Annotated in this window: 21 protein-coding genes and 1 other RNA gene; 7 read left to right on the forward strand and 15 right to left on the reverse strand. The window is 64.2% G+C overall.

Annotated features, from left to right (window positions below; translation table 11 throughout):
* Positions 1-3: 3 nt before the first annotated feature.
* A complete protein-coding gene (locus EMB92_RS01820; protein ID WP_150393579.1) occupies positions 4-1,851 on the reverse strand; it encodes a glycosyl hydrolase 115 family protein in 1,848 nt (615 codons plus the stop codon).
* Between the two features lie 140 nt (positions 1,852-1,991).
* On the opposite strand from EMB92_RS01820, the gene EMB92_RS11600 reads away from it, so the two are divergent.
* The 5 genes from EMB92_RS11600 (at position 1,992) to EMB92_RS11450 (ending at position 6,024) form a co-directional block, all read left to right on the forward strand.
* On the forward strand, positions 1,992-2,384 hold the full coding sequence (locus tag EMB92_RS11600; RefSeq protein ID WP_223847510.1) for a LacI family DNA-binding transcriptional regulator: 393 nt from the start codon (positions 1,992-1,994) through the stop codon (positions 2,382-2,384).
* Positions 2,287-4,242 (forward strand): extracellular solute-binding protein, encoded by a 1,956-nt coding sequence (locus EMB92_RS01830; RefSeq protein ID WP_263390620.1) that lies wholly within the window; start codon positions 2,287-2,289, stop codon positions 4,240-4,242. The genes EMB92_RS11600 and EMB92_RS01830 overlap by 98 nt, the downstream gene beginning before the upstream one ends.
* Before the next feature lie 81 nt (positions 4,243-4,323).
* Positions 4,324-4,566, forward strand: a complete 243-nt coding sequence (locus tag EMB92_RS01835) for a helix-turn-helix domain-containing protein (RefSeq protein WP_107043538.1) — start codon at positions 4,324-4,326, stop codon at positions 4,564-4,566.
* Positions 4,567-4,570: 4 nt separating this feature from the next.
* A complete protein-coding gene (locus EMB92_RS01840) occupies positions 4,571-5,875 on the forward strand; it encodes a type II toxin-antitoxin system HipA family toxin (protein WP_150393581.1) in 1,305 nt (434 codons plus the stop codon).
* A 5-nt stretch (positions 5,876-5,880) separates the two neighbouring features.
* Entirely contained in the window at positions 5,881-6,024 is a 144-nt protein-coding gene (locus EMB92_RS11450) for a hypothetical protein (protein ID WP_190973519.1), read from the forward strand.
* 13 nt (positions 6,025-6,037) lie between these two features.
* Here EMB92_RS11450 and EMB92_RS01845 read toward each other — a convergent pair whose 3' ends face one another.
* A complete protein-coding gene (locus EMB92_RS01845) occupies positions 6,038-7,993 on the reverse strand; it encodes a phage tail protein (RefSeq protein WP_150393582.1) in 1,956 nt (651 codons plus the stop codon).
* Positions 7,990-10,161, reverse strand: coding sequence for an efflux RND transporter permease subunit (locus tag EMB92_RS01850; protein ID WP_150393583.1), 2,172 nt, complete (start codon positions 10,159-10,161; stop codon positions 7,990-7,992). The genes EMB92_RS01845 and EMB92_RS01850 overlap by 4 nt, the downstream gene beginning before the upstream one ends.
* A gap of 231 nt (positions 10,162-10,392) precedes the next feature.
* Between EMB92_RS01850 and EMB92_RS01855 the strand changes: the two genes are divergently transcribed.
* Positions 10,393-11,061, forward strand: a complete 669-nt coding sequence (locus tag EMB92_RS01855; RefSeq protein WP_150393584.1) for a TetR-like C-terminal domain-containing protein — start codon at positions 10,393-10,395, stop codon at positions 11,059-11,061.
* Positions 11,062-11,139: 78 nt separating this feature from the next.
* On the opposite strand, the gene secA is transcribed toward EMB92_RS01855, so the two are convergent.
* The 10 genes from secA to EMB92_RS01905 form a co-directional block, all read right to left on the reverse strand.
* Positions 11,140-14,028 carry a preprotein translocase subunit SecA gene (secA, locus tag EMB92_RS01860; RefSeq protein ID WP_150393585.1) on the reverse strand — a complete coding sequence of 963 codons (2,889 nt, stop codon included), beginning with the start codon at positions 14,026-14,028 and terminating at the stop codon, positions 11,140-11,142.
* Between the two features lie 253 nt (positions 14,029-14,281).
* Positions 14,282-14,944, reverse strand: a complete 663-nt coding sequence (gene hpf / locus EMB92_RS01865; RefSeq protein WP_150393586.1) for a ribosome hibernation-promoting factor, HPF/YfiA family — start codon at positions 14,942-14,944, stop codon at positions 14,282-14,284.
* A 272-nt stretch (positions 14,945-15,216) separates the two neighbouring features.
* An RNA gene (gene rnpB / locus EMB92_RS01870) (RNase P RNA component class A) lies at positions 15,217-15,589 on the reverse strand.
* A 44-nt stretch (positions 15,590-15,633) separates the two neighbouring features.
* A complete protein-coding gene (locus EMB92_RS01875; protein ID WP_150393587.1) occupies positions 15,634-16,362 on the reverse strand; it encodes a regulatory protein RecX in 729 nt (242 codons plus the stop codon).
* 2 nt (positions 16,363-16,364) lie between these two features.
* Positions 16,365-17,624, reverse strand: coding sequence for a recombinase RecA (gene recA / locus EMB92_RS01880; RefSeq protein WP_150393588.1), 1,260 nt, complete (start codon positions 17,622-17,624; stop codon positions 16,365-16,367).
* 204 nt (positions 17,625-17,828) lie between these two features.
* Complete coding sequence (locus EMB92_RS01885) at positions 17,829-18,062, reverse strand: DUF3046 domain-containing protein (RefSeq protein ID WP_223847511.1); 234 nt, start codon at positions 18,060-18,062, stop codon at positions 17,829-17,831.
* 141 nt (positions 18,063-18,203) lie between these two features.
* On the reverse strand, positions 18,204-18,719 hold the full coding sequence (locus EMB92_RS01890) for a helix-turn-helix domain-containing protein (protein WP_150393590.1): 516 nt from the start codon (positions 18,717-18,719) through the stop codon (positions 18,204-18,206).
* A 75-nt stretch (positions 18,720-18,794) separates the two neighbouring features.
* Complete coding sequence (locus tag EMB92_RS01895) at positions 18,795-19,379, reverse strand: CinA family protein (protein WP_150393591.1); 585 nt, start codon at positions 19,377-19,379, stop codon at positions 18,795-18,797.
* Between the two features lie 2 nt (positions 19,380-19,381).
* The gene (pgsA, locus tag EMB92_RS01900) at positions 19,382-20,026 is read right to left on the reverse strand and encodes a CDP-diacylglycerol--glycerol-3-phosphate 3-phosphatidyltransferase (RefSeq protein ID WP_107043550.1); all 645 of its coding nucleotides are present in this window, start codon (positions 20,024-20,026) and stop codon (positions 19,382-19,384) included.
* 95 nt (positions 20,027-20,121) lie between these two features.
* Positions 20,122-22,917 (reverse strand): FtsK/SpoIIIE family DNA translocase, encoded by a 2,796-nt coding sequence (locus EMB92_RS01905; protein ID WP_107043551.1) that lies wholly within the window; start codon positions 22,915-22,917, stop codon positions 20,122-20,124.
* A gap of 158 nt (positions 22,918-23,075) precedes the next feature.
* Here EMB92_RS01905 and EMB92_RS01910 point away from each other — a divergent pair, with 158 nt between their 5' ends.
* Positions 23,076-23,747: a Fic/DOC family protein gene (locus EMB92_RS01910; RefSeq protein WP_181281144.1), complete on the forward strand. Its 672-nt coding sequence runs from the start codon at positions 23,076-23,078 to the stop codon at positions 23,745-23,747.
* Between the two features lie 67 nt (positions 23,748-23,814).
* On the opposite strand, the gene miaA is transcribed toward EMB92_RS01910, so the two are convergent.
* Complete coding sequence (miaA, locus tag EMB92_RS01915; RefSeq protein ID WP_150393592.1) at positions 23,815-24,816, reverse strand: tRNA (adenosine(37)-N6)-dimethylallyltransferase MiaA; 1,002 nt, start codon at positions 24,814-24,816, stop codon at positions 23,815-23,817.
* On the reverse strand, positions 24,803-26,263 hold the full coding sequence (miaB, locus tag EMB92_RS01920; protein ID WP_181281135.1) for a tRNA (N6-isopentenyl adenosine(37)-C2)-methylthiotransferase MiaB: 1,461 nt from the start codon (positions 26,261-26,263) through the stop codon (positions 24,803-24,805). Before miaB ends, miaA begins: the two co-directional genes overlap by 14 nt.
* Positions 26,264-26,430 lie beyond the last annotated feature (167 nt).

Genomic DNA, 26,430 nt, shown 5'->3' on the forward strand with positions numbered 1-26,430 from the left:
GAGCTAGCGGGCGACCCACGCGGACTGCTTGACGTCGGTCAGGCAGTCGTTGCGCCAGAAGTTGGCCCACACGCCGTGCTCGCGGTCGCGCATCGCACGGTCGCCGGCGGTGAACTCCTCCGCGGCGAGACCTGCGTCGTAGAAGGCGTGCTGCCAGTCCTCGTCGTAGCCGGCGAGCAGGGCGTCGCACACATGCACGGACGCGGCCACGGAGTACTCGTAGATGCCGGACTCGACGCCGATGGAGTCGCGGATCAGCTCGGCGGCGTTGTCCTCGCCGCGCAGTTCGGCGGAGATGGCGGCGAGTTCGACCTTATCGGCCAGATCGGCGTAACGCTCGACGGCCGGGGCGATGAGTCCGCGGTAGAACTCGATCTGCTCCTTGAGCGTGTCGGCCTCATGCATCCAGCGCAGATCCTGAGCCGGGGCGTTGCGATCCTTGAGCCACTGGGTGATGAGCATGCGCGGCACGTGGTTGAAGTACTGCTCGCCGGCGTGGTCGTCCCAGTTCGGACCGTACTGCACGGCCGACTTCCAGTATTCCTCGTACAGGTCGAACACGGCGTCGACGTTGTCCTTGCCGTAATAGTCGGCGATGTAATCCTTGGCGACCTTCTCGAAGTCGATCTTGCCGTCGCGCCAGATCGCGGCGATGAAGTTCAGGAAGTAGACGTGGGGCTTGATGTTGGAGGCGTTGACGATCCACACGTCGGCGCCGCCGTGCTCGATCACCTGCTCGAGCTCGCCGGCCACGAGGCGCGGGTCGTTGCAGATATCGGTGGTGTGGTTGGCGGCCTGCAGGTCGTAGAAGCTCGCGTGGTAGTAGATGCCGTTGTCGCCGTCGTTCGTCGGCATGGCGGGCACGCGCGGGTTGTTGTTCTCCTGTCGGCGGGAGACCATGCGGCCGAAGCCGTTGTCGGCCCAGATCTTGGCGACCTGCTTGGGGTAGGTCAGCACACCGGCGCGGTAGAGCTCCATGGCCTCGCCGTACAGGTAGATGCAGCACTGCGCGCCCGGATCGGCCTCCTGAACCATGTCGTACTGCTTCTGGATGATCTCGGAGAGCAGCTTGCCGCGCGCCTCGTCGGTGGCGTAGCGCGGGTCGAAGTTCCAGAACGGCTGGTCGCCCTGGCCGCGGAAGCCGAGCGTCCAGACGGTGCGCTTGCCCTTCTGCGCCTCGATGGCCTCACGCCACAGCACCTCGAAGCGGGGGGCCTCCTCCGGCCACTTCGGTTGCACGCCCGGGTAGGCGGCGGCGAACATGCGGGCGCCGAGCGGGCAGGCGTGGTGCTGGTTGATGTAGAAGCCCATGTCCTGCGCGAGCTTCAGGTGCGGTTCGCCGCGCTGGCCGGAGCCGGGGATCACCATGTTGCCGCCGAGACGGTACACGGTCTCGAAGGCGAGCCTCCACGGCTTCTCCTTGTCGTTGTCGACCTGCCAGTCCTCGAGCAGCACCTCGTCGTTGACGAAGAAGCCCTTGTACTTGACGGCCGTCGGCTTCGAGACGAGCGTGAAGTCGTCCGCGATCTCGATGGACGGCACGGGCGTGAACTCCTGGTCGTTCCAGAACCAGAAGTCCTTGACGCCGAGAACCTCGCGGCTGACGGCATACAGGCCGTAGATGAAGCCGAAGTCGTCTCCGGCATGGATCTCGAGGTTGCCGTCCGAGACGCGCACCTCGTACGTCTCCGGGTTGTGCGGCTCCTCGACGAGCACGATGTTCGCGCCGGCCGTCTCGGACGGGACGATCGTCTTGCCCAAGTCGCGTTCGATGTCCTCGACGGCGAACGAGACGGCCTTCGACGGCGTCGCGCCGGTCACCGTCGTCGTGGACGTGATGAAAATGGACATGGTTCCTCCAAGTGAACTTGTCTCCTGCTTGTTTCACGGATCCTCGCGCTTCCACGCGCCGTTTCCGCTGACAGGAACCATATTCGCGCGGGACGGAACCTTGATTGCGCTTGTTGCCAAAGGTTGCCATAATGTTGCCCATGCGTCAGAAGACCACGATCTACGACATCGCCAAAGAGGCCGGCGTGAGCCCGTCGACGGTCTCGCGTGCCCTGTCCCAGCCGGGACGCATCTCCGCGAAGACCGAGTTCCGCATCCGCCGCATTGCCGAACAACTCGGGTATCTCGCACCGGACGGGGACGCGGACGGCGACAGGCTGCCCTCCACCGGCATGATGGCCGTCATCGTGCCCACGCTGCGCAATTCCCTGTACGCCACCATCGCCAATACCCTGCAACGACGTCTGGAGACGAAGGGGGTACGGGCTGATCACGCTGGACACGGACGAGAAGCCGGCGGTCGAGCGCAAGGCCATGTCGTATGTGATGCGCAACGTGGACGGCGTGGCGCTGGTTTCCTCGCGTCTGAGTGAGCCCGACATCCGTCGCATCATGCTGGTCAAGCCGGTCATCCTGCTCAACCGGACGATCCCGGGTCTGGCGAGCGTCACCGTGGACGTGGCCGGGGCCATCGACGACGCGGCGCGCAGACTCAAGGAGTCGGGACACTCATCCATCACCTATCTCGCCGGCCCGGCGGGTTCATGGTCGAACGAATACCGCCGACGCTCCGTCCGCGCGGCCGCGTTCCGCTACGACATGACCTACCGTGTGGTGCGCGAATGCGACCCGAACCTTTCCGGCGGCACTAAAGCGGTCGACCAGTATCTGGTCCGCCCCACGGACGCGGTGTTCGCGTTCAACGACTCGCTGGCGGCCGGATTCATCGCGGCAGCCCGACGTGCGGGGCTGCGTATCCCGGAGGACGTGTCGGTCGTCGGCTTCGACAACATCGAGATGGGATCGCTCATCACGCCAACGCTCTCCACCATCGACATGCGGGGAGAGGACATGGCCAAGGCCGCGGCCGATGCGCTGACGAAAGCGACGACGCATGAGGCCAGCGTGTCCCGACCCGAACCGATCTCGCTGGACGCACGATTCACGGCGCGCGATTCGATCAACCCGCACAAGCGGTCGACGATGAAACTCGGACCATACGCGGAACTCACACGCTCGAGCGACATGATCGTGCTGACGATGCTATCCAACGCGTTCAACGAGACCATGCCACGCCTGAACGAGTTCATGCGCACGCATCCGCGCATCGTCATCGACCCGATCGAGGGGCGTACGCAGGAGAACACGCTCGCCCTGTACTGGGAACGCATCATCAACCACCGGCCCGTACCGGACATCGTCAACATCGAACGTACGGCCTTGCCACAGCTGGCCGCATCCGGTGCCCTGCAGGACATCTCCGGCGAGCGCATCGAACGCGAGATCGGTCCTCTGGTGGACAGGGCGGCATGGCAGTCGGCGCATTACGCGGGCAAGCTGTATGGCATTCCGGGCGATCAGTCGCAGACCGTGATGTTCTACCGGCACGACCTGATGGAACGGTACGGGCTGCAGGCGCCCGCCACATGGGACGAGTTCTACGAGGAGGGCGTACGGCTCCACACCCGCAATCCGGGACGATACCTAGGTATCCTCGACACGACCGACGTGCAGCACTATCTGTCGTTCTTCCGTATGGCGGGTGCGAAACCGTGGGTCGTCGAGGGCGATTCGACGATCCGGTTCCAGATGACCGACGACCGGGTGCGTTTCGTGGCCGGGTTCCTCCAGCAGTGCCTCGACGATGGGGTGTTGTGCGCCGAACCGTTGTGGGACAACCGGTATATGTTGCCCGCTTCGGGCAAGTACCTGACGGTGACGTACGCGAACTGGCTCGGCAAGATCCTCGCCGCCTCGTATCCCGCGGACAAGGGACTGTGGAAGGTGGCGTTGCCGCCCGGCTTCGTCGATCCGAGTCAGACAATGACGGCGGAGATCGGCGGTTCGACGTTGGCGATCAGCGCGGGCCTGCCGCCGGTGCGCCAGCGTGCGGCATTGACGTTCATCCGCTGGTTCCAGCTCGACCCCACGTCGATCGAGCTTCGCGCGCCGGGCGGCGTATCCGCGGCGGCCGGCTATGTGGAGGACCTGACCCGCCGCGGCACCATGGACCCGTATTTCAACCAGTCGATCTACGACGTGTACGCCAAGTCCGCGGCGCGTGTGAACCTCGATTGGGACAACCTGCTGTTCTTCAGCCAACTGGATGCGGAGTTCACCCGTCTGGTCGCGCCCGCCCTTCGCCCCGGCGGCCGCAGCGACGACCGTCTGGACGAGTGGGAGCGTCGCTTGAGGCTCTACGCCGCCTCGCAGGGTTTCACCGTGAAATGAACGGCATGTGCACTATTCCGCACATAGCCACAGTAGGTGAATTATTTTGCACATCAGGTGATGAGGTGATATATTTTTCACATGCTTATCGGGAACACGGAGGGCTTCGCCCGCCTCATCCGCAGCGAACGCCGCAGCAAAGGCATCAGCCAGTCGCAGATGGCCGAACAGCTGGGCGTATCGCGCCGATGGTTGATCGAATTCGAGCAGGGCCGCGTGCCGAACCCCGGATTCGCCACCATACTCAATGCGCTCGCGCTCCTCGGCCTTTCACTCAACGTGCAGAAGACACCACAATCTCCGATGCCTCCCTACGAATGGTGACCATATGACGGAGCAGAAACTCTATGCGTTCCTCGGAGAAACCCCTGTCGGGGAATTCACCCGAAGCACGAACGGGACCATCGCCTTCCGCTACCTCGACGATTACCGATGGTCCGATAACCCCACACCCATCTCGCTCTCGATGCCGCTCGCGCAGGAAACCCACACAGGAGCCGTAGCGGCGAATTTCCTTGACGCACTGGTTCCCGAATCCCAACAGGCCCGCAGGGAATCGCAACGCATGCATCACGCGAGCACAACCGACGCCTTCGATCTCCTGCAGGCGATAGGATTCGACGCCACAGGGGCTCTGCGACTGTCCTCCTCTTCCGACCTGCCCGCCGAGAACCAACACCTTCTTCCCATCGATGACTCCGCGATAGCCGCACGACTGCGCGCAGCGGCCCCAACGGGAATTCAACCGGCCGGGGCGAAGGAACACTGGTCCGTCGCAGGGCAACAAGGCAAGATCGCCCTCCGTCTCCATGACGGCCGGTGGTATACGGCCGAAGGTACAGCCCGCACCACCCATATCCTCAAGCCGGGAATCCCCACGCTACCCGATCAGGCATTCGACGAACACCTCACCATGCGGATCGCGACCCATATGGGACTGCGTGTGGCGAACACCACGTTCCGTCTGTTCGAGGGGGTGCCCGCCATCATCATCGAACGATACGATCGAATCACCAACGACAATGGCGACGTCATCGCGCTGCATCAGGAGGATCTCACCCAGGCGATGGGCATACCATCATCGTTGAAATACGAGGAACACAACGGTCCGACCTCGGAACGATACGCGGCGATGATCCGCCGCCACGGACTAAACGGGGAGGGAGAAGCGAACATACGGGCGTTCGCCGACGGAATCCTCGTCAGCTATCTGCTCGGAGCCACGGACAGTCACGCGAAAAACTACTCGCTGCTGCTCAAAGGCGATTCCGTGAGAATGGCGCCCTTATATGATCTCGCCTCGATCTACCCGTATCTTGGCCGTGGATCCATAAGCGCAAGCACGACGCTTGCGATGAACATCGGCGGCAGGCGGAATCTCCTTCAGCTCCGCCGCAAACATCTGGAGCGATTCGCCGCACGCATGGGCCTGCCGGCCGAGGATGTTCTCCATAGATTCGCGACACTCACCCGACGCATGCCCGACGCATTCGAACAGGCCGTCGCCGAACAACAGACAACGGACGACAGCTATGCGAACACGGTAGGCGCAACTCTCATCGACGACTATCGCAAACGACTGCTCATGACCTATGACGACGCGATGCACTGGTTGACGGAGTCCGCACCCTGAGCACAATGCCGACCGTCGTCCGTCCGATTCCTCCTGCGACGGAATCGGACGGACGACGGTCGGTTGCATTCGCGTACTGGTCGCAGCTCGCCGAATGGCAACGCGGCATCATCGGCTACGCCCAATCCCACGGCTTCCGGGTGAAGTGAGATGCCGCGACCGCTACTTGCCGATGCCGGGAAGGACATAGGTGAACTGGACGCGGTCCACGGCGGTGTTGGCGGGGGCGACGAACGAATGCGCCTTGAAACCCTTGCCGAGTTTCTCGTCGATGGTCTTCTGCAGTTCGTCGAGCACCTTGTCATCCATGCCCTTGACGGAGTCGGCGAGCTCACGGGCGCCGTCATCAAGCCGGTCTGCGCCGTCGGCGGCTGAGACGGCCCCCGAGGCGAGGCTGCGCGCGCCCGAGTCCGCCGCAGCGGCTCCAGCGGCGAGGCTGTTGGCGCCGTCACGCGCGGCCGACAGTCCCTTCGCCAGATCCTCGGCACCGGAGGCGGCGGATTGCGCCCCCGCATTGAGCTGTCCGACGGCGGTGTGCATCGACGCCAATCCCTCGGCCAGTTGCGCAAGGGACGCCTGCGTGGCCGCGGAGTCGGCTGACGATCCGTTGGCCGAACCGTTCACCTTCGCGTCGAGCTGATCCACTCCCCCGCTCAGTTGGCCGACGCCGGAGGAGATGTCCGCGTAACCGTCAAGCGCCTGTCCGAGCGCCTGATACTGCCCCTTGGCGTTCTCCACCTGCGCCATGGCGGTCACGGCCTTGTCGAGCGCCGCGATGGTCTGAGCGTCGCCGGGGCTCCGCTTCACGGCGGCCAACGCCTGGGCATACGCCTGTCGCGACGCCGTTTCGGCCGCATCGATGTCGCCGCCAACCTGTGCGAGGATCGCCTGTTGCCCGCCGGCGAGTGCCTGACGGTACTGCCCATCCCCCTGCTTCAGGGCGTCCGACCCCTGTTTGAGCGTGGTGACGCCCTGCGAGAGGGCCGTGATCTGTTCGGGCAGTCCCTTGACGCCCGCGCTCATGCGTCCGCTGGCGTCGTATAGCTGCGTCAGTCCGTCGGCCAGCTGTCGGTTGCCCTGCGCTAGCGCTCCGGCTCCCTGGGAGAGCGTTTCCGTTCCGCTGGCGAGGGATTGCGCGCCGCGGTTGAGTTCGGTGGTTCCGGTGGCGAGCGAACCGATTCCCCGGCTCAGTTCACGGTTACCTTGGGCGAGGGATGTCGTGCCGTCCGCCAGCTGTGCGGTGGCGTCGCCGAGTTTGCCGGTCTGCTCGGTGAGCTGGGAGGTGTCCTGATCACGCACATCCAGAGCCATGTCGAGGCTCATCGCGGTGATCTGCCATCCGGAGCTTGTGAAGTCCTTGGCCCGGCCGCGGATGGTGAACGTTCCGGTTTCCCCGGGCAGGACCATGCCGGAGACAACGGTGTTGCCGCCGGATTGGGCGAGGGTGGCGTCACCGGCGTCGGTGATGTCGAGCGCCTCCTGCGGGAACGTGCCCTGCGCCTGGATCACGTAGGCGTCGGCGAATTCGCGGGTCGCCTTGTCGGCGGATTCGTTGGGAGCGATGCGCAGGGTCATGGCGAGTTCGCCGTCAGCCCCGTCCAGCTCCTTGACGTCGACGGCTCTGCCATCCAGCGTGTAGTCGACGCTGACGTTCCAGGGCAGTGCGGTGTCGGCCTTGAGATCACCCTGATAGTAGAACGGTTTGTTCTTGAGGGTGGTGACGTTCACCTTGCCGTTCTTCTCTGCGAGTTTCGCGTCGGTGGTGAGGTTCGTGACCTTGGTGTATGAGCCCGGGTCCTGGACGGTGCGTGGCTGCCCGGCATCGAAGGTGTTGACCACGTAGATGCCGGAGACGGAGCCGTTCGCCTTGGTTTTGATGTAGACGGTCTCGTCCTTGCCGTTTTTCTCTGCGCTATTGCCCCCATTGTCCGTCGAAGTCGCCACTGCCGTGGTGTGTACGGATGCTTGGGGCGTGTCCGCGGCATTCGCCGGGGTCAGCACCGGAACCGTGAGAAGCACGGTCGCGAGGAATGCGGCGATGGTGGGCGCGAGGATTCTTCTGACCGTCGTACGTTGACGGCCTGCGATGGGGTTCGGGGTGTTGTCGGTCGTGGTCATCGTGTGATCTCCTTCGTGGGGTGGGTGGCGGTATCGGTCGTCAATTGGGTGGCGGATTGGTCATTGGGGTGGTTGTATCGCGTGTCGGATTGCGTGTCGTCACGGAAGGTCAGTCCGATCGAAGAGCGTCGTATCAGACCGTCGGATACGCGGAACAGCCATGGCAGCAGCAGGAACATGAGCAGCATCGAGATGAGGGCGCCGCGGGAGATGAGCAGGCCGATCTCGCTGATCACGCCGTTGGAGGCGATGCGCCACACGGCGAATCCGGCGCTGATGAGGATCGTGGCCGAGGTGAGGATCGTGATCGCGGAGTGCTGGATGGACAGGCGTGTCGCCTCACGTGCCCCATGCCGTCGTCGCTGGTCCAGATATTCTCGCGTATAGATGATGCCGTAGTCGACGGCCGCTCCCAGCTGCACCGCCTCGATGACGAGGTATCCGATGTAGTTGAGGGTGTCGCCGGTCACGTAGGGCACGGCGAGATTGAGCCAGATCGAGATTTCGATGGCGAGCAGCACGACGACCGGGATCGCGATCGACCGGAATACGATGAGCAGCACGAGCGCGATGCTGCCGATGGAGAACAGACGCACCTTGCCGGTGTCGGCGCGCACCACGTCCCTCAGGTCGTAGGTGCTCACCGTCGTGCCGACCAGCCGGTAGTCGTCGCCGTAATGGCGGGCGACGGTGTCGCGCACCTCGGGCACGAGCGCGTAGGCGTCCTTCGATTCGGTCTGCACGTCCATCGATACGACGAGACGCGACCATCCGTGCGAGATGAGCTGGTCCAGCTGATCGCCGGGGACGATGGCGGTCGGCATCGCCCTGCCTGCCATGGTGATGTACGAGGTGACGTCGGTGACATGAGGAAGCTGTTCGACGTCGTCGATGACGGCCTGTTCATCCGACCATCGTCCTTCGGGGACCATGATGACCCATGTCTCGGATCGGCCGAAGGCGTCGTTGATGTGGTCGGCGTCGGATTTGAGCCGGCTGCCTGGTTGCATGAAATCGGCTGAGCCGTAGATGAAGTCATTGCGCTCCTGCGCCACGTAGGCGGGAACGGCGGCGATGAGGATCGCCAGCGCCGCCGGCAGGGCGATGCGCATCGAGACTCGCGCGAACCGGGAGAACGAGGGCATGAGATACCGGTGTTCCAGTGCGTTCAACGGTTTGAGGCATATGAGTATCAGGCAGGGCATGAGCAGCATGATCGACAGGAAGCTGAATACGATGCCCTTGGAGAGCACGATGCCCATGTTCACGCCGATGCCGAAGCGCATGACCGTCAGCGAGAGGAATCCGAAGAAGGTGACGGCCGCCGAGCTCAGGATCACCGTGAAACTGCGGATCACGGTCTCGGTCATCGCCTTGACCGGCGTGGCGCCGGGCATCTCCTTCTCCACTCTGCGGAACGTGTGCAGCAGCACGATCGCGTAGTCCATCGAGACGGCGAGCTGGAGAATAGCTCCGCAGATCTGGCTGACGAAGCTGATCTCGCCGAGTATGATGTTCGACCCCATGTTCATTACGATCGCGACGCCGATGACGATGAGGAAGATCACCGGTTCGAACCACGAGTGCGAGGTGATGAGCAGGATGCCGACGACGATGGCCACGGCGATGACCATGATCAGTATGATCTCCGTGGCGGTGGATCCCTGCGCCTCGGCCGTGGTGACGCCGTCGCCGGCCATCGTCACGCGCGTCGCATGCGCCTGCTCCGCCATGGCTCTGGCCTCGGGCACCGCGTCGACCAACTTGGACGAGTCGATGGTCAACTGGTAGAGATACCCCTTGTCCGTTTTCCACGAAGAGACGGTGTCTGCATCCTGGATCTTCGCCGGCGCCTTGGTGTCGACGACCGAGCCGAGCCACATGACCTCATCGACGCCATCGACATCGGCCAGATCATCGGCGAGCCGTTCCGCCTGCACCGCGCTGATACCCTCGGCATACAGACGCGCGTTCGGCACGCCCGCGTCAAAGGACGCCTTCATGTCGTCGAGCGCAATGACGGACGGCGCGTCCTTCGGCAGGTAATCGGCGAACGAATAGTTGACCTTGACCTGCGGATAGGCGATGGCCCCGAGGATCGTCAGCATCGCGAAGGCGATTACCACGATGATGCGATGCCTGAGAAAGCCGTTGATGATCCGTTGCACCGGATACCCCCTGACAGTTTTCTTACAGTCGTGTGTTTTACTACACCTGTTGCTTTACGGGGTATCATTATTGGAGAAGTTGGATTGCCCTGCAACCATCACCTTGGGCATCTTCCGATTGATAAGCTACGAATATGACCGACACCTGTAGGAAAAACGACAATGACCACTAAAAATGACGTTAAAATGGATCGTCGAACACGGCGTACGCGCCTTCTTCTCCAAGAGGCGTTGCTCCGACTGCTGGCCGACAAGCCCCTGAACCGGATCACGGTCACCGAACTGACGGAACTGGCCGACGTCAACCGCGTCACGTTCTACGCGCACTACCACGATGTATACGACATGTTCGACCAGCTCAGACTCGACCTGATCGAGATGTACACGGGCATGACGTACCGGCACACTCAGGAGATGTGCAACGGCGACTACCGTCCGTTCATTCGCGAGGTCTACATGTCGCTGGACGGGCGGGAGCAGCTCCTCTCGCTGCTGTCGACGCCGTCCGGCGGCAATCTGTACGCGGACATCATCGATGCGATCTCCAAGGTCTGCACCGAGACGGTCGCACCGCAGATCATTCTGGGGATAACCGGCGGCCGCGCCATCGGGAACGACGGCGCGGCCGCCACGGACGACGCGTCGGGCACTGATGAGACGACGACTGATCAGATGACGGTTGACCCGACAATGGCGAAGACGATCAGCGACTACCAGTTCGGCTACATCGCCGGAGGGGTCGTGAACATGCTCAAGGACTGGTTCCGTCGGGGTAGGCGGGAGTCCATCGAACTCATGGTCGGCATGACCTCGAACCTGATCTCGCATTCGGGGCCCGAGGTCTACCGGGAGAATTTGCAGCTGCTTGGGGAAACAACGGAAACAGCAGGAACACACTGAACGGATACAGGAAAGCCCCGCCGGTTCATCATCACGTGAACCAGCGGGGCTTGCTTCATACGTGCAGGAGCGGTCAGCTCACTGCTCGTTCTGGCCGTGGCACATCTTGTACTTACGGCCGGAACCGCACGGGCACAGCGCGTTCTTGCCGGTGCCGGGGAACGTGCGGCCGTCGGCCCACGGGGTCTTGAGCTCCTCGTTCTTCGGACGCTTGTTGGCTGGGACCTTGCCTTCAGCGTGGCTGATCGGGGCCGGGCCGGAGATGGCGGACGTGGCCTCGCCGGCCTCGGAGGCCTTCGCGGCCTCGGCGATCGCCTGCTTCTCCTCGGCGCTCTCCTCCTCGGCCTCGGTCTCGCCTTCGGCGGTCTCGGCTGCGGTCTCGCCGTTCTCATCCGGGCCGGTGGCCTGGGCCGCATCGGCGGATGCGGCCTGCTCGGCCTGCTCCTCGGCGTCCTCGGTCCTGGCGATCTGCTGGATGTCGACGTGGAACAGCAGCTGGACGGTCTCCTCCTTGATCGCGTCGATCATGGAGTTGTACATCTGGTAGCCCTCGCGCTGGTATTCGACCAGCGGGTCGCGCTGGCCCATGCCGCGCAGGCCGATGCCGTCCTTGAGGTAGTCCATCTCGTAGAGGTGCTCGCGCCACTTGCGGTCGAGCACAGCGAGCACGACGCGGCGCTCGAGCTGGCGCAGGCCGTCGACGCCGAGCTTGTCCTCGAATTCGGCGTACTTGGCCTTGGCGTCGGCGACGATCACGTCGCGCACGGCCTCGACGGCCTTCTCGCCCTTCTTGCCTTCGGCGGCCTTCTCGGCCTCCTCGACGGTCACGTCGGTCGGCAGGACGGTGTTGAGCGCCTTGAACAGGCCCTCCCAATCCCAGTCCTTCGGCTTGTCGGAGCCGTTGTTGGCGCCCTTGACGTAGCTCTCCACGGTGTCGGAGATGAAGCGCTCGATGTCCTCGTGGATGTCCTCGCCCTTGAGCACCGCCTGACGCTCGGCGTAGATGACGGTGCGCTGCTTGTTCATCACATCGTCGTACTTGAGGACGTTCTTACGGATCTCGAAGTTCTGCGACTCGCGCGCCTTCTGCGCGGTGCGCACGCCCTTGGAGACGCTCTTGGAGTGGATCGGCTCGCCCTCGGGCAGGCCCTTGGCCATCACGCGGGCGACGAGCTGCGTGTTGAACAGACGCATCAGATCATCCTCGAGGGACAGGTAGAAGCGGGACTCGCCCGGATCGCCCTGACGGCCGGAACGACCGCGCAGCTGGTTGTCGATTCGACGGGACTCGTGGCGTTCGGTGCCCAGCACGTACAGACCGCCGAGCTCCTTGACCTCCTCGTGCTCGTCCTTGACCTGGGCCTTGACCTCGTTCAGGGTGCCCGGCCAGCGCTTCTCGTACTCCTCCGGGGTGTCCTCCGGCGAGTAGCCCTCGGACTTGAGCTTGGCGTCGGCGAGGAACTCGACGTTGCCGCCGAGCATGATGTCGGTACCACGACCGGCCATGTTGGTGGCCACGGTAACGGCGCCCTTGCGGCCGGCGACCGCGACGATCGCGGCCTCCTTATCGTGCTGCTTGGCATTGAGGACCTGATGGGGGATGTTGGCGACGTCGAGCAGCGTGGAGACGACCTCGGAACTCTCGACGGACGCGGTGCCGAGCAGGACCGGCTGGCCCTTGGCGTGGCGTGCGGCGACGTCCTTGATGACGGCAGCGAGCTTCTCCTTCTTGGTGCGGAAGATGAAGTCGTCCTGATCCTTGCGGATCATCGGGCGGTTGGTCGGGATCGGCAGCACGCCCAGCTTGTACGTGCTCATGAACTCGGCCGCCTCGGTCTCGGCGGTACCGGTCATGCCGGAGAGCTTGTCGTACATGCGGAAGTAGTTCTGCAGGGTGATGGTGGCGAAGGTCTGGTTCTCGGCCTTGACCTCCACGCCCTCCTTGGCCTCGATGGCCTGGTGCAGGCCTTCGTTGTAGCGGCGGCCCGGCAGCACACGGCCGGTGTGCTCGTCGACGATGAGGACCTCGCCGTGGGTGACGACGTAGTCGCGGTCGCGCAGGAACAGCTCCTTGGCCTTGATGGCGTTGTTGAGGTAGCCGATCAGGGCGGTGTTGGCCGGCTCGTACAGGTTGTCGATGCCGAGGAAGTCCTCGACCTTGGTGATGCCCGGGTCCTTGATGCCGACGACCTTCTTCTTCTCGTCGACCTCGTAGTCCTCGTCGCGGGTGAGCTTCAGGACCAGCTTGGCGAAGGTGCGGTACCAGCGGGTCACGTCGCCCTCGGCAGGGCCGGAGATGATCAACGGGGTACGGGCCTCGTCGATGAGGATGGAGTCGACCTCGTCGACGATGGCGAAGTGGTGGCCGCGCTGCACCAGCTCGTTCTTCTCCCACGCCATGTTGTCGCGCAGGTAGTCGAAGCCGAACTCGTTGTTGGTGCCGTAGGTGATGTCGGCGTTGTACTGCTTGCGGCGCTCCGGCGGCTTCTGCTCGGTGAGGATGCAGCCGACGTTCATGCCGAGGAAGCGGTAGATGCGGCCCATCAGCTCGCTCTGGTAGCTGGCGAGGTAGTCGTTGACGGTGACGACGTGGACGCCCTTGCCCTCAAGCGCGTTCAGGTACGCCGGCAGGGTGGCGACCAGGGTCTTGCCCTCACCGGTCTTCATCTCGGCGATGTTGCCCCAATGCAGGGCGGCACCGCCCATGAGCTGTACGTCGAAATGACGCTGGCCGAGGGTGCGCTTGGAGACCTCGCGCACGGTGGCGAACGCCTCAGGCATGATGTCGTCGAGCTTCTTGCCGTTGTCGAGCTGCTGCTTGAACTTGGGCGTCTGGGCCTTGAGCTCCTCGTCGGAGAGCGCCGAGATCTCATCCTCGAGCGCGTTCACGGCCTTGGCCACGCCCTCGAGCTTCTTGATCTGGCGGCCTTCGCCCATGCGCAGGGCCTTATCAACGATATCTACCACTATTCGCTCCTGTGTCGTTCCTTCGTTCCGCAGCCCGCCCCGCCATCCCCGTTGTCCACGTGGATTTCGAAAAGGCGTGCGGCGGACACACTGCCGACCATCATACGCGACATTGCCGATAACGTGGGCATATTCCCATATTCGGTCGCGCAGGTGAAAATACGATGAGGTCCCCGCAACCGATTGAACCGGTTGCGGGGACCTCATCGATCCGAATCATCGGCCCACATCACCTCGTGGACCGGCCGTCCCTTCACTGCTTGGCGACGTTCTCCGGGGTGTCGATCTCGAACACGCCGTAGCTCCAACCGTGACGGTGGTAGACAACGGACGGACGACCGGTCTCCTTGTTGACGAACAGGAAGAAGTCGTGTCCGATCAGCTCCATCTCGTACAGGGCCTCGTCGATGCTCATCGGCTCGGCGATGTGCAGCTTGCGGCGGATGACGATCGGCGTGTCACCGACCTGAACCTCCACCGACTCACCCGGGCCGAGATCGGAGGCGACTGCGGCGGCGGGGCTGTTGTTCGGCTCCTCCGGCTCGTTCTCCTCCACACTCTCCGGCTCGACCACGCCCAGATCCACCGGAGCGGGGTTGGTGTAGCCGCGACGATGATCCTTACGACGATCGCGGGTGCGGCGCAGACGCAGGGTCAGCTTGTCGAGCGCCATGTCGAGCGCGCTGTACTCATCGGCGCTCGAGGCCTCGGCACGCACCACGGTGCTGCCGGCGATGATGGTGATTTCCACGCGCTTGGCGATATCCGCCTGACGCGGGTTGCCCTCGTGGGTGACCACGACCTGCGCACGCTGCGCATCGGGGGCGATAGCGGTCACACGATTCATCTTGTTCTCTACGACATCACGGAACCTCTGCTTGATCTGCGTGTGACGTCCGGTAACGACGATTTCCATGTGGACCTCCCTTAACTCAAGCGGTCTCCCGCTATTTGCGTTCCGCTCGGCGTCTTCACCGACCGGGTATGACTCATTGTAGACGAACCTCGCGTAAACGACGGGAGAACTCGCGGGGAGCGATATGTTTCTTTCCCGACTTCACGACGAAATAATCCGGTACATATGCTGTGCGTTTGCCTTGATGCCATGCTCGTTCCAGCTCGGAAACCGCATGGACAAGCAGAAGCCGCAATTCCCGAGAAAGGCGGGAATCAGGAAAGGGAAGAATAAAGGTGAGACCCCTTATACCCCGGGTTCTGTCGTCCCCGCGCGAACGCGGGAACGGATGGCCATCCATCTCGACCTGACGTCGCCGCCAGGCTCTAGCAGCCTACCCGATGGCACGGGCGAGCAGCCCTTACCGCCATCTGCTTGGCCTTGCTCCCGATGAGGCTTGCCATGCGACTCGCTGTTACCAGCGGCCCGGTGGTCTCTTACACCGCCGTTTCACCCTTACCCGTCGTGGACGGGCGGTCTGTTCTCTGCTGCGCTATCTCTCAGGTCACCCTGGGCGGACGTTATCCGCCATCGTGCTCTGTGGAGCCCGGAAGTTCCTCAGTCACTCGCAATGAAGTCCGCGACCGCGGCCATCAAGAGGTCTCACAAGCGGACCATTATACATAGCCTGCGGATATTGGCCGCGTGGGCTAGTCCAGCAGCTCGTGCGCCACGCGACGCAGCGTCTCCGGGTCATGCCCCTTGCGTCCGCCGGCCGACCATAGACGACGCTGGCGCACCTGTCTTTCAAGGCCCCGGGTTCTGCGCGCCACCTGACGCCCCAGCTCCCATGCGGCCTCCTCGAACACGCCCTCACTTTCGGCCTCGTCGGCCACGCTGGTGGCCAGTGCACGGTCGACGCCCTTGCGTGTGAGCTCCATGACGGTTCCCCGTCTGCCCATCATGCGGCCGGCGCAGTAGCGGACCACCGATTCGGCGTAGTCGCGGTCGTCAAGCAGATGGAGTTCGGTCAGTCGGTCGATGACCTCGTCGACGACACCGGCGGCGTACCCCTTATCGAGCAGACGGCCACGCAGCATGCCGGACGAGCGCGCCGCCGCGTCCAGCAGGCGCAGGGCCGCCTCACGACAGGCGTCCGCATCGGACGGGTCCTCCACCTCACCGTTGCCCTTTCCCCAGCGGGAGAACCTCGAGGGGCGAGCGGCACGGGAATCGCCGTCGTCATCCGGCGCGTTCTCGTCGATGGCGTTCTCGTCGATGGCGTTCCCGGCACCATCGCAGAACGACGGCCCGTGAGCGCCGCCCGTGAGCGCGTCATCCACACGGATGCCATCCTCGCGGGCGGAACGAACGGGGTGCCCCGCGTCCCCCTCCGGCGCGACCGGATGACGCCGGAGGAACTCCTCGGCACTGATCATCGTCAGGCCTTGGTCCCGGACTTCGCCGTCGCGGAGGCGGATGAGGAGGCGGAAGCCGCGGCTGCGGATTTGCCCGACTTGGACGCAGTCGCGGACTTGGCTCCGGCACCGGCGTTGGCCGATGTCACGGACACGTCCTCGGTATTGGTGTCCGCCTCGGATGCTTGCTTGGTGGCGTCGTCCTCGGCGAACTGGTCGGTCGGTTTGATGAGGCCGAACTTCTCCTTGACCTTGTTCTCGATCTCCTCGGTGACGGCCGGGTTGTCCTTGAGGAACTGACGCACCTTCTCCCTGCCCTGACCCAGCTGGTCCTCTCCGTAGGTGAACCAGGAGCCGGACTTCTTGACGACGCCAACCTGGATGGCCATGTCGATCACGGAGCCCTCACGGGAGATGCCCTCGCCGTAGAGCATGTCGAACTCCGCGGACTTGAAGGGCGGGGCCATCTTGTTCTTGACGACCTTGACGCGCGTGCGGTTGCCGACGGCCTCCTCGCCGTTCTTGATGGTCTGGATGCGGCGGATGTCGAGGCGCACCGAGGAGTAGAACTTGAGCGCCTTGCCGCCGGTGGTGGTCTCCGGGCTGCCGAAGAACACGCCGATCTTCTCTCGCAGCTGGTTGATGAAGATGGCGGTGGTGCCCGCCTGGGCGAGCGCGCCGGTCATCTTGCGCAGCGCCTGGCTCATGAGTCGGGCCTGCAGACCGACGTGGCTGTCTCCCATGTCACCTTCGATCTCGGCCTTCGGCACGAGAGCCGCGACGGAGTCGACGACGATGACGTCGAGCGCTCCGGAACGGATGAGCATATCGGCGATCTCCAGCGCCTGCTCGCCGTTGTCGGGCTGGGAGACGATCAGGGAATCGGTGTCGACGCCGAGCTTGCGTGCGTAGACGGGGTCGAGGGCGTGTTCGGCGTCGATGAACGCGGCGACGCCGCCGGCCTTCTGCGCGTTGGCGACCACGTGCAGCGCCAGCGTGGTCTTGCCGGACGATTCGGGTCCGTAGATCTCGACGATGCGCCCCTTGGGCAGACCGCCGATGCCGAGCGCCATGTCGAGCGCGAGCGAACCGGTGGGGATGACCTCCACGTTCTGCTCCGGTCTGTCGCCCAGCCTCATCGCCGAACCCTTGCCGAAGTTCTTCTCGACCTGCGCCAGAGCGTTGTCGAGGGCGGCCTTGCGACGCGGATCGATCTCGTGCTTCGCATCCGATGCCGGCTGCTCCTTGGGCTTGTCCACGGAGGTGGTTGCTTTCTGTGCCATGCTATTTCTCCTTGATGGTTATGCGGATGGTCGCCCCTCACGCTACGGAACGCGTTCACTGCGGTGCAAGGCGCACCGCCTCCTGTGGTTGAAACCCCTCGCACGATGGTCGGCGTGGATAACTATAGCGCATAAGACGAACATTTGTTCGAATATAGGAACCGACACGCCAGTCAGATACCGACCGGGAAGCCGATAGGAAGGTCAGCGTGCGGGCATCGGCGGCGCGTTGTGGTCTCGCCCCCACCGCTCGGCGTCGGGGATCCCCATCTGATCGCACAGCACGTTCCATACGACGCGCGGCTCCTCCCCCGCAGCCAGAGCCTCGACGACCGTCATGTTGTCCAACTCGGTCAGCTGCTGGTCCTGCGACAATGCCCTGCCGTAGCTTCGACCGAACACCTCTTCGAGCAGCTGCCAGAATTCACGTTCCCTCACGAACATCACAGTCTAGCCGATGCGGTTCATCCCAGCAGCCGACAAACGAAAGAGGGCGGCGGAATCCATTGTTCGGATTCCGCCGCCCTATGACACGGATCACGACCGGATCCGCATGGACCCGGCACCGACCATTACCCGTTACGCCTCAACCATGTCGAGCCTGTCGGCGACCATGCGCAGCAGCTGCGCGGTGGACACGCCCAACGCCTCGGCGATGGAGCTGAGCAGCTCGGAGCTGGCCTCCTTCTGACCACGCTCCACCTCCGACAGATAGCCGAGCGAGACGCCGGCCTTCTCGCTGACCTCGCGAAGGGTCTTGTGATCGCGCGAACGAAGATCGCGCAACACCCGGCCGATGGCCTCACGCAGGGTGATCTCGCCGGTCTCCCGGGTCTGCTCCCTGGCGGCAACGGCCGTCGTGGCCGTACGAGGCGCACGCTCGGCGCTCTCCGCCTCGTCCCACATGCGGCGGCGGGCCTCCGCGGCATCGTCCTTCGCCTTCTTGGCGGCGCGCGCCATGAGCACCTGCTGCTGGGCGAACATGACGGCACGGCGCTGGGCCGGGGTCAGCTCGCGCATGCGGGCGGTGCCGGGACGCACCATCGTCGCGGCCTTGATCTGCGTCTGTTCCTCAGTGCGGGTCATCGTCTCCATAATCCCCATCCCTTTCGTGTATGTCATGCAGGTACGATTGCCTTCTACTACGACCAACAGCGAAAGAGGCCGGTTTTATTCCTGTGAAATGCCTGTGAGTACGCTCACGATTCGCAGGACGCTGTCGACGGTACGTGTCCGCACCTGTTCGCGGCTGCCGTCAAGCCGAAGCTCGACGGCGACGGTGAGACGGCCGTCACGGCTCTCGCTCACCCCGCATCCGCCACGCAGCGACTCCATCGGATGCAGCAGATCAGGCAGATCCAAGGCCGCCGGGAAGGAGACGCCGACGTATACAAGTCCGGCCGGCTTGTCGCCATCGGGACCGGGACCGGCCACGCCGGTCGTCGACAGTCCCATGATGCGATCGTCGTATTCGGGCTGCGCATACAGACGAGCGGTCGCCGCAGCCATCTGGCGGGCGACTTCGGGATGCACGGCCCCCTCCCGCTCGAGCAGCTCTCGATCCACATGGAGAATCCGATCCTTGGCTCTGATGTCGTAGGTGACGGCGGAGCCCAGAAAGACCCTGGAGGCCCCCGGCACACGCACGAAGGCGTCGGCCAGAAGACCTCCGGTGAGCGACTCGGCGCATGCGATCCTCAGGTTCTCCCGTTCGCACCACCGCAGCAGCGCGGCGGCGAGCGTCTCGGGACGCATGGTCACTTCCTCTTCGAACCGATGAACGTGTTGTACAGGTACACGCCACCGGAGTAGAGGCACAGCACCAGAGCCACGTACAGCATCGCGTAGGTGAGGAAGTAGTAGCCCTCCAGCCATGCCGGCGTGGCCTGGCCATCGTCGAAGATCCAGAACGGCAGCAGCAGCATGGACAGGCCGATGCACTGGAAGAGCGTCTTGAGCTTGCCCGGCCATGCGGCGGCGATGACCTTGCCGCCGGGGCGTTCCATCACGAAGAAACGCATCACGGTGATGCCGATCTCGCGGATGAGGAACAGCGCCGTGGCCCACCACGGGAACTCGTCGAACACGGAGGCGACGATCAGCGCACCGCAGGTGAGCAGCTTGTCGGCGATCGGATCCATGAGCTTGCCCAGCTCGGTGACCTGATTGTATTTGCGGGCCATCCATCCATCGAGCTTATCGGTGGACGCGGCAATGATGAAGATCACGCCGGCAACCCAGCGCATCGTGGGGTTGTCCTCTCCCCACGCGCCGGCGGCGATGTACAGCCCGAGGAAGATCACCACGAGCACGATGCGCGAGTAAGTGACGAGGTTCGGCGGGGCGTTCCAGCCATCAAAAAGCGACGACTTCTTGTTTTCGATAGTCTGTTCGTCAGTCATGATCCTCACAGTACCCTCACTTGTCTACACCGTTGCTGGCTTTCGTCTGACCGTGAAGTGGATATGGCCCGACAAACGGCTGGACGTCGTCGCCACTACTCCTGAGGCTGCGGGCCTAAGGTCGGACCTGCTGCCTGACCGGAGGACTGCAGCGAACCGGTCTCGCCTCTGATGAATGCGAGTACGGCCGGCAGATCCTGCGGCTGGACAAGCACCTGACGCGCCTTCGACCCCTCGGAGGGACCGACCACACCACGCGATTCCAACAGGTCCATGAGACGCCCCGCCTTGGCGAAGCCGACCCTGAGCTTGCGCTGAAGCATCGATGTGGAGCCGAACTGCGTGGTGACGACGAGCTCGGCCGCCTGCAGCAGCACGTCCATATCATCACCGATCTCCTCGTCCGGCTCGAGTCCCTTCTTCTCGCTCTCCTGGGCCATCTGCTCGATGTCCTCACGGTACTTGGGCTTGCGCTGGGTACGTACGAACTCGACCGCCTTGCGGATCTCGGATTCGGAGACCCACGATCCCTGCACACGGCGCGGCTTGGCCTCGCCCATGGGCAGGAACAGCGCATCACCCTGGCCGATCAGCGTCTCCGCGCCGGTGGTATCGAGAATGACCCTCGAGTCCGTGGCGGACGACGTCGCGAATGCGAGACGCGAGGGGATGTTCGCCTTGATCAGACCGGTGACGACGTCGACCGACGGCCTCTGCGTGGCGAGCACCAGATGCACGCCGGCGGCGCGCGCCAGCTGCGTGATGCGCTGGATCGAGCTTTCGACGTCGTTCTTGGCGACCATCATGAGATCGGCCATCTCATCGACCACGACGAGGATGTACGGGTAGGGCGCGACCTTACGGCCCGAACCGGCCGGCGCGTGCACCTTGCCGGCGCGCACCGCCTCGTTGAAGTCCTTGACGTGCCGGAAGCCGAAGTACTCCAGATCGGAGTAGCGCGAGTCCATCTCCTTGACGACCCATTCGAGGGCCTGCGCGGCCTTCTTCGGATCCGTGATGATCGGCGTCAGCAGATGCGGGATGCCCGCGTATGCGGACAGTTCGACGCGCTTGGGGTCGACCATGATCAGACGCACCTGATCGGGAGTGGCGCGCATGATGATCGAGGTGAGCATCGAGTTGATGAAGCTGGACTTGCCGGAACCGGTGGCGCCTGCGACCAGCAGGTGCGGCATCTTGGTCAGATCGGCGGTCACGAACTTGCCCTCGACGTCCTTGCCCACACCCGTAAGCATGGGGTTCGGGTCGTTCATCGCTCCCGGGGAGCGCAGCACGTCGCCCAGATGCACGATCTCACGATCCTCGTTCGGGATCTCGATGCCGATGGCCGACTTGCCGGGAATCGGGGAGAGGATGCGCACGTCGGAGCTGGCCACCGCATAGGCGATGTTGCGCTGCAGATTGGTGACCTTCTCCACCTTGACGCCGGGCGCGAGCTCGACCTCGTACTGAGTGACGGAGGGGCCGCGCAGGAAGCCGACGACCTTCGCGTCGACCTTGAACTGCTGGAACGTGGAGGTCAGAGCGCGGATCACGCGGTCGTTGGCCGGAGTGCGCGCCGCATGGGGCTTGCCCTTGACCAGCAGGTTGACGTCGGGCAGCTGGTAGGGCTGTTCGACGACGGGAAGACCATCCGAGGTGTCGTCCGAGGCCGCCGGGGAATCGCCGTACGACGCATCGGACGACGTGCCGAGCGCCGCCGACGGCAGACGGCTCTCGTCCGTGTCGGCGCCATATGCCCCCGATCCGGCGCCCATGGCGACCGTCGCCGGTTCGACGGCGGGGAACGCGGAGCTCGACGGCACCGACGCGGCCGCATCCGCTGCGTCGGCCCGTGAGGCGACGGGAGCCCACGGATCGACGCCGATGCCGTTGGGCGTGGAGGAGACGGGCACCGCAAAGGTGGCGTCATCCTGATCGACGGCGTTGAACGGAGCCGAGATCGGCGTCAGCGGCACCGTGGACGAGGCATCGACCACCGGCGTCTCCGCGGTCTGTCCATGATGGCGGGCCGCGTTCACGAACGGGTCATCGGCCTCATAGCGGTCGAGGGAGCGGTCCTCGTCATCCTTGCGACGGAAACCGAACAGGCGCTCGAGCAACGACGGCTTTCGCGATCCGGGATTCGCGTGGTTCTCCTCGTCGTCGCCGTCATGCGTCGGCACGCCGTCGGCGAAGCGGATCGAATCGTCATCGGCATCATCCCCAGCATCGCCGCTCTTCGCCTCGCCGACCACTCCCCTGACCAGATCAGGCAGATCGGTGACGTGCACGCCGGCGACCAGCATGATGGAGAACAGGGCGATCACGACGAACACCGCGATCGCGAACGCCTTCGACAGTCCGATCTCCAGCGGGGTGCCGAGTATGTAGCCGATCAGACCGCCGGCGTTCTGCAGTTCATGCCAGTCGAATCCGTTCGCGCCGGCGGAGAACGCGATATCGATGATCGAACATACGGACCACAGCAGCAGCCCCCATCCGGTCATCACCCTCGGATTGTTCGACCCCTTGCCGGAATTGCGCATCAGACGAATCGCGGCATACACCAGCAGCACGGGCAGCACGACGCTCGTCATGCCGAGCACGCCTGCCGCGATCGAATGGAGGAACACGCCGAACGGCCCCGATACGCGGAACCATTCCGAGGCGCAGAACAGCACCGCCAGAACGATGAGCATGAAGCACAGGCCGTCACGACGGTATGCGGGGTCGTACTCCCCCACCCCGGACGCCGAACGGACCGCGGCCCCCAGTGCACGCGGCACGGCGAGCAGCGTCCTCTTCCACATCGGTTCGTCGAATCCTTCGGCGGAACCGCTGTTCGCGCCGTTCTTCCCTCTGCCTGCATTGGATCGTGTCTTTGCCATAACGCTACCAATCTACCGAACCGGATGTATCCGAATCCCGGTTTTCACCCAATCGTCGCGAACTCTTCCCGTGCGCGATGGTCTACCATATTGGTATGACTCCTGCGGAACGTGCGAGCGCAGTCGCATTTGCACTCAAGAACTGCGCGCTGGAAGCGATGACGCCGGGCGAGACGACGAGGCGCGCCGCGGCGGACTACGAGGCCGGTCATATCGACGTGGCCAGACTGATCGATGTGGCGGACGGCGATCGATTCCCCGCATCGGGCGTGTTCGCCCGTAACGTGCTGCTCGCCGAACGCGGCTGGAGACCGAGCGGCGATCTGTCCGAACTCGTCGCCATCCACAGAGCGCTGTTCGAAGGCGTGTTCGACGACGCAGGACTGCTGCGCACCTCGGACACGACGCGCAAGGCCACACATGACGAGGCGCGGGCGGGCAATCCGGAGGCGTTCTTCCCCGCCTCGCTCATCGAGACCGGTGCACTGAACATCGCCACCGAGTTGGCCGAGCAGCATAATCTGCAGGCGTTGGACCGGGACGTGTTCATACCGAAGTTCGCCCACATCTATGACGAGCTCGGCTACCTGCACCCGTTCAGGGGCGGCAACGCGATGACGCTGCGCGTGTTCGGATCCCGTCTTGCGCACGACGCCGGATGGGACCTCGACTGGGGCCCGGTGACGCGTGAACGCTACAGGCAGGCCAAGCATGCGGCGTATCTGGCGGACACTTCGGTGTTCGAGCGTCTGTTCGCCGAGATGATCCGCCCCGCGAATCCGACGAGGGTGTTCCTCATCGCCGGATTCGAGCAGGGGCCCGCGCACTGAGCGTCCGATCGCGTCCGTCCGGTCGCAATCGGACGGACGCGATCGCAATCGGACGCGATCAGCCCGGTCAGACGATGTCGCCCAGATGGTGCTGCGTGTACTCGTCGGCCTGCGCGTCGATGGCGTCATAGTCGCCGGCATCGGCGTGCGCGATGACCGCCATGGCGTTGTCCACCAAACGCGGGTTCAGCGCCTGAAGCCAGTGGATGCGCGGGTCGCGGCCGAACCAGCCCATCTGCTTGCGCGCCAGACGGCGGGTCTTCTGCGCGATGTCGTTCCACGCGTCGTCATCCTCATCCCACATGCCGTCCAGCAGATCGATCATCTGCTGGTATCCAAGCGCTCTTCCGGCAGTGAATCCCAGATGCGGACGAAGTCGACGCACCTCCTCCAGGAAGCCCTGCTCGCGCATCCGCTCGGTACGGATGCCGATACGGCGGTCGAGCTCCCTCCTGTCCAGATCGAGACCGATCTGGACGGATGGGATGACGTAGCGGTATCGGGGCAGGCTCGCCGAATACGGACGTCCGGTGATCTCGATGACCTCAAGCGCGCGGATCGTGCGACGCGGGTTGCGCGGGTCCATGCGCGCCGCCGCCTCGGGGTCCTTGTCCCGAAGCTCGTCGAACAGCGCTCCGGCTCCCTCGAGCCGTTCGCGTTCCTCGAGGCGCGCACGCACCTGCGGGTCGGTGCCGGGGAAGCTGATGTCGTCGATGGCCGCCCGGGCGTACAGACCCGATCCGCCGACCAGGATCGGCCGGACGCCACGTGCCTTCAGTTCGGCGATGGCGGTACGGGCGAGCTGCTGGAACTTCGCCACGGTCATCGTCTCGTCAGGGTCGATGATGTCGATGAGATGATGCGGCACCTCGGCCTGCTCCTCGGCGGTCGGCTTGGCCGTGCCGATATCCATGCCGCGATACATCTGATAGGCGTCCGCGTTGACGATCTCGGCGCGCTCCCCCTGTTCGGCGAGCCGCTTGGCGATGGCGATGCCGAGCCCGGTCTTGCCGGAGGCGGTGGGTCCGACGATGGAGACGACGCGCGGTTCGCGATCAGTGGCGGACATGGTAGGTCTGTCCCTTCCTCGGATCGGGATCGGCGATGAGGTTGTGTCGTCCGGCGTGGGTGACGGTGGCGGTGACGAAATCACCGATCTGCGGAGTCGGCTCGCCCTCCGGCACGCGGATGTGCACGAGCACACCCGTCCGCTCGCGTCCGGTGACGCGATGCGTGTCGGAGTCCTTCTTGCCCTGCATGCCGGTGATCATCACCTCGACGTCACGGCCTTCGAACGTGGCGAGGTTCTCCTCGGTGATCCGCTCCTGCAGGGCGACGAGACGATCGAAGCGCTCCTGGACCACATCATGCGGGATCTGCGGCATGGAGGCGGCGGGAGTCCCGGGACGGGGCGAGTAGATGAACATGAACGCCGAGGAGAAGCGGGCCTCGCGGACCACGTCCAGCGTGGCCTGGAAGTCCTCCTCCGTCTCCCCAGGGAATCCGACGATCACGTCGGTGGAGATCTGCGCGTCCGGCATGGCGGCGCGGATGCGACCGAGGATGTCCATGAATTTGGCGGAGCGGTAGGATCGGCGCATCGCGCGCAGGATGCGGTCGGAGCCGGACTGCAGCGGGAAGTGCAGCTGGTGCATGACGTTCGGCGTCTCGGCCATCGCGGCGATGACGTCATCGGTGAACGCGGCCGGATGCGGTGAGGTGAAGCGCACGCGCTCGAGGCCTTCGATCGTGCCGCAGGCGCGCAGCAGCTTGCTGAACGCGTAGCGATCGCCCATGCCGTAGCCGAAGGAGTTCACGTTCTGTCCGAGCAGCGTGACCTCCTTCGCGCCATTGGCCACGCAGGTGCGGATCTCGTCAAGGATGTCGCCGGGACGACGGTCCTTCTCCTTGCCTCGGGTGGTGGGCACGATGCAGAACGTGCAGGTGTTGTTGCACCCCACGGAGATCGCGACCCAGGAGCTCACGCGCGAGGCGCGGGCGGCAGGCAGCTGACTGGGCATCAGGTCGAGCTTGTCGGCGACCTCGACCTGGGGCTTGCCGGTGATGCGGTTCTGGTCGAGCAGCCTCGGCAGCACGTCGATGTTCTTCGTGCCGAAGACGGCGGAGACCCATGGCGCCTTGTCGGCGATCTTCCTGCGGTCGATCTGGGCCATGCATCCGCCGACGGCGATCTGCAGGTTCGGACGATGCAGCTTGACGCGGTTGTAGCGGCCCACGGTGCCGTACATCTTCTCGGTGGCGTTCTCACGCACGGCGCAGGTGTTGAGCACGATCAGGTCGAGATCGTTGTCGAGTACCTGCTCCTCGCTGGCGGGCACGTAGCCGTCCGCCTCGAGTACGCCCGCGATGCGTTCGGAATCATGCACGTTCATCTGGCAGCCCAGCGTGTCGATGTGGAACACGCCCTTGCCGCGCGATCCGGCGAGGGCCTGGGCCTCGGCCGTGCCGGCCTCAATCGAGGCGCGCTCCGCCTCGGTCATCATGTCTTCATTCATAGCGGCTCATTCTATGAGACGGTCGCGTCATGCCTCGACCGGCATGGTGTATCGGCATGGAACCATCGACGGATCCTATCGACGAGACGGTCGGGTCGTGCGAAGATTCCCCGGCAACATTCAGGTTCGCCGCGGCGAGAACGATAGAATATGACCCGTGATACTTG

It is taken from the genome of Bifidobacterium callitrichos (assembly GCF_008698085.1).
Classification (GTDB): Bacteria; Actinomycetota; Actinomycetes; order Actinomycetales; family Bifidobacteriaceae; genus Bifidobacterium; species Bifidobacterium callitrichos.

Coding starts and splice junctions, on each gene's coding strand:
- EMB92_RS01820 (WP_150393579.1), bottom strand. CDS start 1,851: ATGTCCATTTTCATCACGTCCACGACGACGGTGACCGGCGCGACGCCG.
- EMB92_RS11600 (WP_223847510.1), top strand. CDS start 1,992: ATGCGTCAGAAGACCACGATCTACGACATCGCCAAAGAGGCCGGCGTG.
- EMB92_RS01835 (WP_107043538.1), top strand. CDS start 4,324: ATGCTTATCGGGAACACGGAGGGCTTCGCCCGCCTCATCCGCAGCGAA.
- EMB92_RS01840 (WP_150393581.1), top strand. CDS start 4,571: ATGACGGAGCAGAAACTCTATGCGTTCCTCGGAGAAACCCCTGTCGGG.
- EMB92_RS11450 (WP_190973519.1), top strand. CDS start 5,881: ATGCCGACCGTCGTCCGTCCGATTCCTCCTGCGACGGAATCGGACGGA.
- EMB92_RS01845 (WP_150393582.1), bottom strand. CDS start 7,993: ATGACCACGACCGACAACACCCCGAACCCCATCGCAGGCCGTCAACGT.
- hpf (WP_150393586.1), bottom strand. CDS start 14,944: ATGGAAATCGTCGTTACCGGACGTCACACGCAGATCAAGCAGAGGTTC.
- EMB92_RS01875 (WP_150393587.1), bottom strand. CDS start 16,362: ATGATCAGTGCCGAGGAGTTCCTCCGGCGTCATCCGGTCGCGCCGGAG.
- recA (WP_150393588.1), bottom strand. CDS start 17,624: ATGGCACAGAAAGCAACCACCTCCGTGGACAAGCCCAAGGAGCAGCCG.
- EMB92_RS01890 (WP_150393590.1), bottom strand. CDS start 18,719: ATGGAGACGATGACCCGCACTGAGGAACAGACGCAGATCAAGGCCGCG.
- EMB92_RS01895 (WP_150393591.1), bottom strand. CDS start 19,379: ATGCGTCCCGAGACGCTCGCCGCCGCGCTGCTGCGGTGGTGCGAACGG.
- pgsA (WP_107043550.1), bottom strand. CDS start 20,026: ATGACTGACGAACAGACTATCGAAAACAAGAAGTCGTCGCTTTTTGAT.
- EMB92_RS01905 (WP_107043551.1), bottom strand. CDS start 22,917: ATGGCAAAGACACGATCCAATGCAGGCAGAGGGAAGAACGGCGCGAAC.
- EMB92_RS01910 (WP_181281144.1), top strand. CDS start 23,076: ATGACGCCGGGCGAGACGACGAGGCGCGCCGCGGCGGACTACGAGGCC.
- miaA (WP_150393592.1), bottom strand. CDS start 24,816: ATGTCCGCCACTGATCGCGAACCGCGCGTCGTCTCCATCGTCGGACCC.
- miaB (WP_181281135.1), bottom strand. CDS start 26,263: ATGAATGAAGACATGATGACCGAGGCGGAGCGCGCCTCGATTGAGGCC.